Source organism: Brachyspira sp. G79 (assembly GCF_002379365.1).
Taxonomy (GTDB): domain Bacteria; phylum Spirochaetota; class Brachyspiria; order Brachyspirales; family Brachyspiraceae; genus Brachyspira.
On sequence record NZ_JQIU01000008.1, the window covers coordinates 1,808,564 to 1,818,415 of the forward strand.

8 protein-coding genes are annotated in these 9,852 nt (G+C 27.8%); 4 read left to right on the forward strand and 4 right to left on the reverse strand.

The features are described from left to right. The 3 genes from KQ44_RS09430 to KQ44_RS09440 all read left to right on the forward strand — a co-directional run. Window positions 1-319 (forward strand): hypothetical protein (locus tag KQ44_RS09430; protein ID WP_143277886.1); only part of this gene is annotated, 319 nt, incomplete at its 5' end. A gap of 421 nt (window positions 320-740) precedes the next feature. After that, a complete protein-coding gene (locus tag KQ44_RS09435; RefSeq protein ID WP_096737182.1) occupies window positions 741-1,910 on the forward strand; it encodes a M20 family metallopeptidase in 1,170 nt (389 codons plus the stop codon). A 72-nt stretch (window positions 1,911-1,982) separates the two neighbouring features. Then, complete coding sequence (locus KQ44_RS09440) at window positions 1,983-2,246, forward strand: hypothetical protein (protein WP_096737183.1); 264 nt, start codon at window positions 1,983-1,985, stop codon at window positions 2,244-2,246. 14 nt (window positions 2,247-2,260) lie between these two features. Here KQ44_RS09440 and KQ44_RS09445 read toward each other — a convergent pair whose 3' ends face one another. From KQ44_RS09445 to KQ44_RS09455, 3 genes are all read right to left on the reverse strand, one after another. After that, window positions 2,261-4,054 carry a glycosyltransferase gene (locus KQ44_RS09445; protein ID WP_096737184.1) on the reverse strand — a complete coding sequence of 598 codons (1,794 nt, stop codon included), beginning with the start codon at window positions 4,052-4,054 and terminating at the stop codon, window positions 2,261-2,263. Window positions 4,055-4,432: 378 nt separating this feature from the next. Next, window positions 4,433-7,549 carry an efflux RND transporter permease subunit gene (locus tag KQ44_RS09450; protein ID WP_096737185.1) on the reverse strand — a complete coding sequence of 1,039 codons (3,117 nt, stop codon included), beginning with the start codon at window positions 7,547-7,549 and terminating at the stop codon, window positions 4,433-4,435. Between the two features lie 102 nt (window positions 7,550-7,651). Beyond that, window positions 7,652-7,903 carry a hypothetical protein gene (locus KQ44_RS09455; RefSeq protein ID WP_096737186.1) on the reverse strand — a complete coding sequence of 84 codons (252 nt, stop codon included), beginning with the start codon at window positions 7,901-7,903 and terminating at the stop codon, window positions 7,652-7,654. A gap of 103 nt (window positions 7,904-8,006) precedes the next feature. Here KQ44_RS09455 and KQ44_RS09460 point away from each other — a divergent pair, with 103 nt between their 5' ends. Continuing rightward, window positions 8,007-8,624, forward strand: a complete 618-nt coding sequence (locus KQ44_RS09460; RefSeq protein ID WP_096737187.1) for an HD domain-containing protein — start codon at window positions 8,007-8,009, stop codon at window positions 8,622-8,624. A gap of 116 nt (window positions 8,625-8,740) precedes the next feature. On the opposite strand, the gene KQ44_RS09465 is transcribed toward KQ44_RS09460, so the two are convergent. Continuing rightward, window positions 8,741-9,852: XRE family transcriptional regulator (locus KQ44_RS09465; RefSeq protein ID WP_096737188.1), on the reverse strand; the 1,112-nt coding region annotated here is incomplete at its 5' end.

The window sequence follows — 9,852 nt, forward strand, 5'->3', positions numbered from 1 at the left end:
AATTATTAATTGTGCTGAAGATGATATTAATTTGATTATAGAGGCAATAGATTTTTCTTCTATTACAAAAGAAGAGATAGATAAGATGAATGCTAAAAATATACATGATGTATTTAATTCCTTTGCAAAGAAATATTTAACTAGGCTTAAATTATACGGTATGTTTGGAGGGTTCGTAGGAGTTTTACTTGTTATAATAAAATATATAGGCACTTTTAATACAGAAGCTTTTAATATTCTTAATATTATTCTTATAATAATAACTATAATTCTATCTATATCTATGATTATTAGCATATTAAAGAATATTTCAGATTGATTTTTAGTATTATCATTAAATGTATTTGACTATTTAGTATTTGTGGTGATGGTATATACCTAAACAACTATAGTTTGTCAAAAAATAAATTTTTAAATTTTAGTATTTGTGGAGACTAGCCCTGTCGTGCCATACCCCAGTTCTTTTGTTGACACAAAGAAATAAAAAGACTGCATTTTAAGCAAAACATAGTTATTATAATACATTTTCAACTTATTTTGTTAATATGAAGTAATATTTTATACTATTTATAAATTATAATTACATTTACAAATAGTTCAAAATTGATAAAATATAGTTGTTTATGTATACGCAAGAATCGTATTTTGATAAAACAATATAATAAAATATTTTTAAAATAACTCCAATAAAGACCTATATTTGACGATAATTCATGCTTATAAATAAAGGAAATATTTTTATGCTTAAATACAATTCTAAAGAAATACTAGATTATATAATAAAATGCCGAAGACAATTTCATACCATACCAGAAATAGGAAATTATCTGCCAAAAACGAAAGAGTTTGTAATAAATGAACTTAATAAATTAAAAAATATTAAATACACAGAAAATAAAAAAGACTCTGGAATAATAGCATATATAACATGCAAAAATAATAGAAAAACAGTTGCATTGCGTGCCGATATGGATGCATTACCAATAAAAGAAGAAACTAACTTTGAATACAAATCCTGCAATGGTAATATGCATGCCTGCGGACATGATGCTCATACTGCCATTCTTTTAGGAGCTTGTAAAATACTTAATGATAATATAGACGACATTAAAGGAAATATTAAATTTTTATTTCAGACGGGAGAAGAGACTGGAAGCGGTGCTAAAATAATGATAGAAGAAAATGCTCTCAAAGATGTAGAGGCAATATTTGGAGTGCATGTTGGAAGTTTTGCTCCAGAAGCTCCTAATGGTGTTTTTGTTATACAGGAAGGTCCTATACTTGCATCTACCGATAAAATAGTTATTAAAATAAAAGGAAAAGGAACACATGGGGCTTATCCTCATGCGGGAGCAGATCCTATAGTTATGGCGGCTGAAATAATAAACGCTCTTCAGACAATAATTACTAGAGAAATAGAGGCAAGTGAAACTGTTATACTCTCTCTTTGCAAAATTAACGGAGGAAGTGCATTTAATATTATACCAGATTCAGTGGAAATAGAAGGAACTATAAGAACTTTCAGCAATGATGTACGTGAGTTTTTTATAAAAAGAATAGAAGAAAAATCAAAACTTATAGCAAAGTCAATGAGAGGAGAAGCTGAAATAAATATAATAGAATATTCCTGCGTTACATACAATGACAAAGAGATAACAGAAAGTATAAAAAATGAAGCTTTAAAAATATTTTCAAAAGACGCTGTATGGAATAAATATTATAAACCTAGTTTGGCTGGAGAAGATTTTTCTTATTATACAAAGGAAATTAAAGGCTGCTTTGCATTATTTTCAACTGTTACTGATAAAAAAATTCCAAATCATAATAGTAAATTTGAGATAGATGAAAGCAAACTTAATATGCCTTCAGAACTTATGGCATATTGGGCTGTAAACTTTTTAAATAGCTGATATATGTATAAAAACTTGATTTAAGCATTTATTTTTATATACTAATATAATATATATAAAAAGGATTTATTTATGTCAATTAATCAAGAGTTAGCAAATATCATTTTAAATTTGAACGATAATATTCTTTTAAACAATTCGCTTCAAATAAAAGAATTACTATATTCAGGTGCCGTGCTTGATGATGCTTTAAGCGAAACATTATTTGTTTCATCAGTAGAATTACTAGAAAAAATAAAAACAAATCCTAATGACTATACTATAAGCAATGAACAAATTGCAGCTATTAATAATATAGTAAATAAAATGGAATTATCATTTATGGACTTAGAATAATAAATAAATAACATTTATTTTTTTATAAAACCAGATATAAACCCTTTTATAAAGAAAAAGCCATAAGTCAAATGAGATAAAAATATACCTATAGCCTTACAAAAACCTTTTATAGGCGATAATGTACTAATCCAGCTTCCTATCAAACATAAACAGTAAAAACTATGAGGAAATAGTAATAAATAAAGAAATATATTTGTATTAATAGCTGGTATATAAGTATTTAAAACTTTAGGCAAATCAAAATATAAGGCAAAAGGTACAAATATAGTGTAGAGTAAAAATACTGAAGGTATAAAGTATGATAAACTTAAAGAATTACCCCCAAACCTTTTTACAAAATATCCTCTATGCCAAGCATAATTTTTTAACTGCTTAAAATGCCCAAAAAATAAATCTCTTCTATGGTGATAAACCAATGCTTCTGGAGTATATAATATTTTTTCATTTGCTTTCATAATATTGTTGCAAAGTATGGTATCCTCACCAGGCCAATATTCGCTGTCAAAGCCTCCTACCCTATCATAAAGCTCTCTCGTAATAATAAAATTGCAGCTGGGATAATCATTGACATACTGCACCTTGTCTGGTATATATCTAGCTTTATGCTTTCCGCTCATAAGTGTTGAACTATAAATAAGTCCGCTTATCTGTTTTGAGAAATTATCTTTATTGGTATTAACAGCAGGTCCTCCAAGTGCATAAACTTTTTTACTCTCCATCGCCCTCAAAGCATTTAAAAGCCAATCTTTTTCTGGATATGTATCATCGTCTAAAAATGCTAATATACTTCCTTTTGATTTTTTAACTCCCATTGCTCTTTTTATAGCAGGAGGAAACTCTCCTGTTTCTATAATTTTTATTCTTTTGTCTTTAAATAATTCTATATTAATCTCATCATCAGTATATTTATCAGGTAGTATTATCACTTCAAAGTTCGTATATACTTGCTCAAGTAAATACTGTGTTTCTTCTTTTATATATTCATTAATTTTTTTTAGAGGTATTATAATGCTTACAAGAGGCTTATCTTTAAGCTCAGAAAATAAATCTCTGTAAAAATGAACTATATTAAGCCTATAAAATATTGCCAAAGTATCAATAAAAGTTCTCCATAGTATTGAAAATTTAATAAATCCGAAATGCCTGTTAGGATTAACTATAACAGGAGCTGATACTATTTTTTTACCGTTTGAATTGCATGCTGCTAAAACTTCCAAATCATAAGCAAATGCTTTTACCAATATTCTTGGAAAAATATTTATAATAGAATCTCTTTTAAATAATTTAAGCCCAGTCTGAGTATCCTGTATAGGAAGATGAAAAAATATTTTAACAAACATAAAATATATAAAAGATATTAATTTTCTTATATTAGAATAATTAACTATAGAATCTTTATGTCTTTTAGAGCCTATAACAACATCAGCATTTTCTTTTTGCATAATAGAAAAAAAGTTCTCAAGCTGCGATGGGTCTATCTCCATGTCACCGTCGCAGAATATTATATACTCGCCATTAGAAACTTCGCATGCTCTTTTTAAAGCATGACCTTTTCCCTGATTTTCTATAGCATAAACTCCTATTATATTTTTTAAGTTTGAGTTTTTATTATATTTTTTAAAGTTTAAGCATAATTTTTTTATTTCTTCTTTAGAGTTATCACTGCTTCCGTCATCGGAAATAATTATTTCAAAGTTCATTAAAAATGGTGAAACTTTATCTATAAGTATATTAATATTTTTCTCTATTGTATTTTCTATATTGTATACTGGAACTAATATAGATACTAATTCTTTTATTATCATAACTTTACTACTTTACTGCTTTAATGCTTGTAATTATTTTTTAATTATACAAAAACAATATATTTTGTAAAGGGGGATATATAAACTATTAATAAATAATGATTTATGATAATTTTTGATATTGTTTATGTGTATATGTTTATATGAAGACTTTAATACCACGCGTTGAAACAGCCATATAAATAAAGCTTGCCTGCAATTACAAATCCAGCTATAAATTAGAATTCCACTTACCGCGTGTTGTTAAAAATCATAAAATAAAAAAACGCTTGGGCGGGTGTGATTTTTACAATTTCAGTAATAAAAATAAATTAAGTGCTTATAACAGAGTAAAGCCTAAAAATTTAAAGGGGGGGTAAGAAAAAATCATAAATATAATCAATCGTTTCTTATTTTTATATTAAATCTATTTCTGAAGCTAGAATATACAGAAGGTATTATTATAAGTGTAAACATAGTAGAAAATAATAATCCGCCGCAAACCGCTATAGCTAAAGGTTTGTACATTTCGCTTCCATTTCCAACTTCAAATATCATAGGAAGAAGACCAAGTATTGTAGTTAATGATGTCATGAGTACTGGTCTTAATCTTCTTTTGCATGATTCCAAAGCTGCACTGTCCCAGCTTATATTTTTCTCAAGTACAACCTTATTCATATAATCTATCAAAACTATTCCATTATTAACTACTATTCCTACGAGCATTATTATACCTATTCCGCTGTAAACATTTAAAGTTTGTCCTCCAAAATAAAGAAATATCAAAGCTCCAAATAATGCAAAAGGGACTGCCAAAGATATAACAAAAGGCGTAATATATGATTCAAACTGCCCTGCTATAATAGCATATACAAACACCAAAGCCATTATTAAAGATACAATAAGCTGAATAAATGCTTCTTGCATATCCTCATAATCACCAGAAAAATTAACAGAAAATCCGCTTGGTATATATATATTATTAAGCTCTTTTCTGATATCTTCTATAACTTCATTTATAGGTCTTCCGAAAGAACTAGCATTTATCTCTATAATTCTTTTATCATTTTTACGGTTTATTTCTATTGGACCTGTTCCTCTATGTATATCTACTAACGATGAAATAGGAACTATGCCATTTTTTGTAGGTATCATCATCTTCTGAATACTTGAAACATTATCTCTGTTTGTATCTTGCAAACGCACTATTATATCAGTATCTACATATATAGAATTATCTAATGTCATCTTGCTAGCTGTTGTGCCGCTGAAAGAAGTTCTTATAATATTTGCAACTGTATTAATATTGATACCCATTTTTGATACTAAATCTCTATCAATATCAAAAACCAATTCATGATTAGAATCATCTTCTTTTATCAAAACATTTCTAATACCATCAACTTTATTTACTGCAGCTATAATATTGCTTGCCACATCATAACCTCTTTCTAAATCGTCTCCAACAAGTTCTATAACAATAGCACTATAATCTTTAGGCTTACCCAAAGCTACATTTTCAGAATTAAGTTCTATACGTCCGGGATATCCATTTACTCTGTTTCTAATCATCTCTATATAATAGCTTATATCCAATTTTCTTCCGTATTCTCTGTCTATTAATTTTACTCTTACCTCTCCATGATGTTCATTTCTTCCAGTTCTTACTCTTGTTTCATAATAAGCTATATTATTACTTAAAGCATTTTCTATATCATTTTCCATTCTATGTATAAACATATCTGTAAACTCTACCCTAGCACCTACTGGAAGTCTTAATCTTGAAATTATTGTTCCTTCATCTGATACTGGATAGCCTTCTCTTCCTATATTTGTTAATAATAAAAATAATGATAAAGATAACAAAACAGATATTAAAGCAAATGATTTCTTTTTATTTTTTATTACAATAGTAAGCATACTTAAATAAAACTTTTCTACATTATTATGTATTTTGTTATTAAAAAAACTCTCCAAACGCTTTAATACTAAATTAATTCTACCATTATTATTACTCTTATGAAGCCTTGAAGCTAATAACGGAACTATAGTTAAAGCAACAAAAAGAGAAGTCATAAGCGATATTGAAACTGTCATACATAAATCGCTGAACATCTGCCCCATCTGACCCTGAACAAATAAAAATGGAAGAAATACGCATACACTTGTCAAAGTAGAAGCGGTTATTGCAATTGATACCTCACTTGCTCCCAAAATAGATGCTTTAAAATTACTTATTATACTGCTTCTTTTATCATGCACATATTTTGAATAATAATCATTGTAATAAAATATATTTTCAAGTACAACTATAGAATTATCAACCATCATTCCTACACCCAAAACTAAACCAGAAAGCGATATAACATTAATAGTAATATCAAAAAAATACATCAATATAAATGTGCTTATTACTGATACTGGTATAGAAATGCTTATAATAAATACACTTTTTATATCCCATAAATATATCATAAGAACTATAACTGCAAATAAAGCTCCCTGCCATACTGTATTAAGTACATTGCGTATAGAGTTTTTTATAGTATCTGAACTATTAAATAATATTTGATAGTAAATACCTGAAGGAAGCATTATTTCATTAAGTCTTTTTTCCACATCTCTGGATATTTGTATAATGTTGCCTCCAGACTCTTTTGTAACAGCAATAGTTAATGCTTTTTGTCCGTTAATACGCACTATCTCAGAATCATCTTCATAATCCTCATGAACATATGCTATATCTCTTACTCTTACTGGATAAACTTCATCTTTAAGCATTATAACAACATCTTCAATATCTTTTACAGTTTTAAACTCACCAGTAGTTCTTATATTATATTTATAAACGCCCTCATAAGTTTCGCCTCCTGCTACATTTTGATTTTCTAAGGCTAGAGTTTTTACTATATTATTAATATCTATAGAATAGGCATTAAGTCTGTTTAGATCTATATCAACACGTATAATTTTTTTAAGGCCGCCTCTTATTTCAGTTTGTGCTACTCCGTCAACCTGTTCTAGTCTTGTAAGTATCTGACTGTCTACTAAATCATAAAGCGATGATAAATTATCCGTACCGAAAAATGCTATATTCATTATAGGGGTAGCATCACTTGAAAACTTTGATATATTAGGGTTCTCTGCTTCATCAGGAAGTGAAGAGCGAATCATATCTATAGCCTCTCTTATATCATCGGACGCTGTCTGCAAATCTGTACCCCAATTAAACTCTATTTCTACATTAGACTCAGACTCTTTTGATTTGGACTTAATAGTTTTTACATTATTAACAGAAGACACTGCATTTTCCACTATTCTTGTAACCGATTTCTCTACTTCTTCTGGTCCTGCATTATCGTATGTTGTCTTTATACTGATAATAGGAACCTCCATATCTGGAAGATAATTTATATTAAGTCTTGATATGCTTATAAATCCAATTATGAACATGGATACAAGTGTAACAAATACTGTTGTCGGTCTGCTTACTATAACAGTAATAAATTTCTTCATTATTTTTTACAAATTTATATCATATAAAATATTACGCAAATATGATATTAAATTCTAAAAAATATTCAATAGCCTTTTATCAATAAATTTCAAAATATAAAACTATTCTTTTTTGTTATTTTTATCTTTATTATAGAGCATCTTTATAAGAAAAATTAAAGCAACTATTATTAATACTTTGATTATCATTCCAAGTATACCGTTAATACCGAAATGAGGACCAAAAATCATATATCCTCTCATATGCGGCGGAACTGGCGGTCTATGAAACATATGGTCAAATGCTGGCGAGCATGAACTTAATAAAAAAAGTGATACTATAGTAGAAAATGCAAAAATAATTTTTTTTAACATAGTGATACCCTATTACTTATTTTGTTTATATTAGACGCTAAATTAATATAAAAGTTCCCTATTATACTATTTATTTTCTGCAAAAAAGTTATAAAATACACATATGGAAATACTAGATTTAGAAAGAGCTGAATACGAATTAAACAAAGCATACCAATCAAACCCTACTCCTTGGGCCGAACACTCAAGATACACTGCCAAAGCTGCAAAGATAATAGCTTCGCATTACAATAAAAACTCTTCAGAAAAAAAACTAGACGAAGATAATGCCTACATATTCGGGCTTCTTCATGACATAGGAAGATATACTGGAATAAGTGCTGAGAGGCATTTAATAGACGGATATAAATACTGCATTAAATACGGATGGGATAAATTGGCTCAAATATGCATAAGTCATGCCTTTATGATACAGGATATAAACACAGCAATAGGAAAATTTGATATACCAGAAGACGATTACAGCTTTATGAAAAAGTTTATAAGTAATGCCGTATATGATGATTATGATTTGCTTATTCAATTATGCGACAGTCTTGCCTTGCCTACAGGTTTTTGTATTTTAGAAAAAAGGTTTATAGATGTAGCTTTAAGATATGGTACGTTTCCTCAAAGTGCTTTAAGGTGGAAGAAAGTATTTGAAATAAAATCCTATTTTGAAAGCACAATAGGAACTTCTATTTACAATTTACTTCCGAATATAAGAGATAATATTATTTAGTATTCGCCTATACCCTTACTTCGTTGCGGGTACACTTCGTGCGTGATTCCGCACGGTATCGCAACCCATTACAGATAGTACAATGTACGTGCGGCTGATTACCCAACATCAAACAATTAATTTTTATTTATATTATTTTCATCTATGATTTTTTCAACTTCTTGATTTACTGATAATGTACCTTCTTTTAGATTTAATAATTTTTCAATTTCTTTTGCATTCATAGAAATATTATTATTCGAAAATTCTTGCATTAAATCTTTCGCAGACATAATATGAGTAAGTATTAAATTTACAGAATCAACTAATAAAGTTGGCTCATATACTCCTAGCCATTCTTCATATGGTTCATTTGTATATATTTTTTTCTTATGCATCATTTTTATAGTATTTTGATACTGGGTATTAGTTATTAAATTTAATGATTTAGCTCTATATAACATTGCTCCAATAGATACTTTCCACTTAGCTTTTAAATGTATATAAAAATCTAGTCTATTACCACCTTTTTTAAAATCTTTAATAAATTCATCTTTTGGTAATAAAAAAGAAGATGCAAAATAATTAGCTTGATCCTCTTTTAATTTGTACTCTTCTCTTGATATACTTTCAATATCTTCACTCCATTCATGCAATAGTATATGACCTAATTCATGTGCTATATCAAACTTATTCCTTGAGAATGAACCTTTATTTTTCGACAATGCTATTAAATAAATACTATTATTATTAATATCAACTAAATGGCTAAATGCATCTATACAATCAGTAGAAGTTTGAATCTTTGTAACTATTATACCATTTTTTTCAACAATTCTTATAATGTCTTCTATAGGTTCAAAACCTAAATTCCAAGACTTTCTAACCTCTTTAGCAATGTTTTCTATTTCATCATTTGTCAAATTGTTACTACAAAATATTTCTGGTATATTCAATTTTGGAAAATTAATATATTCAAATAAAACATTACAAATTAATGCCAAATGTTCCATTTTTATAATTTGCTCAACCCTAGACTTTTTAGTCGTTTTCATTAGAGATCTGAAATAAGTAGTCTTTGATTCTAAATTAACGTTATCTTCTTCAAAAAAATATTTAACAGGAAAATTTAATTTTTCTGATAATAAAAATATTTTTTCAAATGGAGCTTTAGCTTTATTATTTTCATATAATGAAAAAGTTTGTTTACTAATATCTAATTTTTTAGCTATATCATCTATAGTTAAAC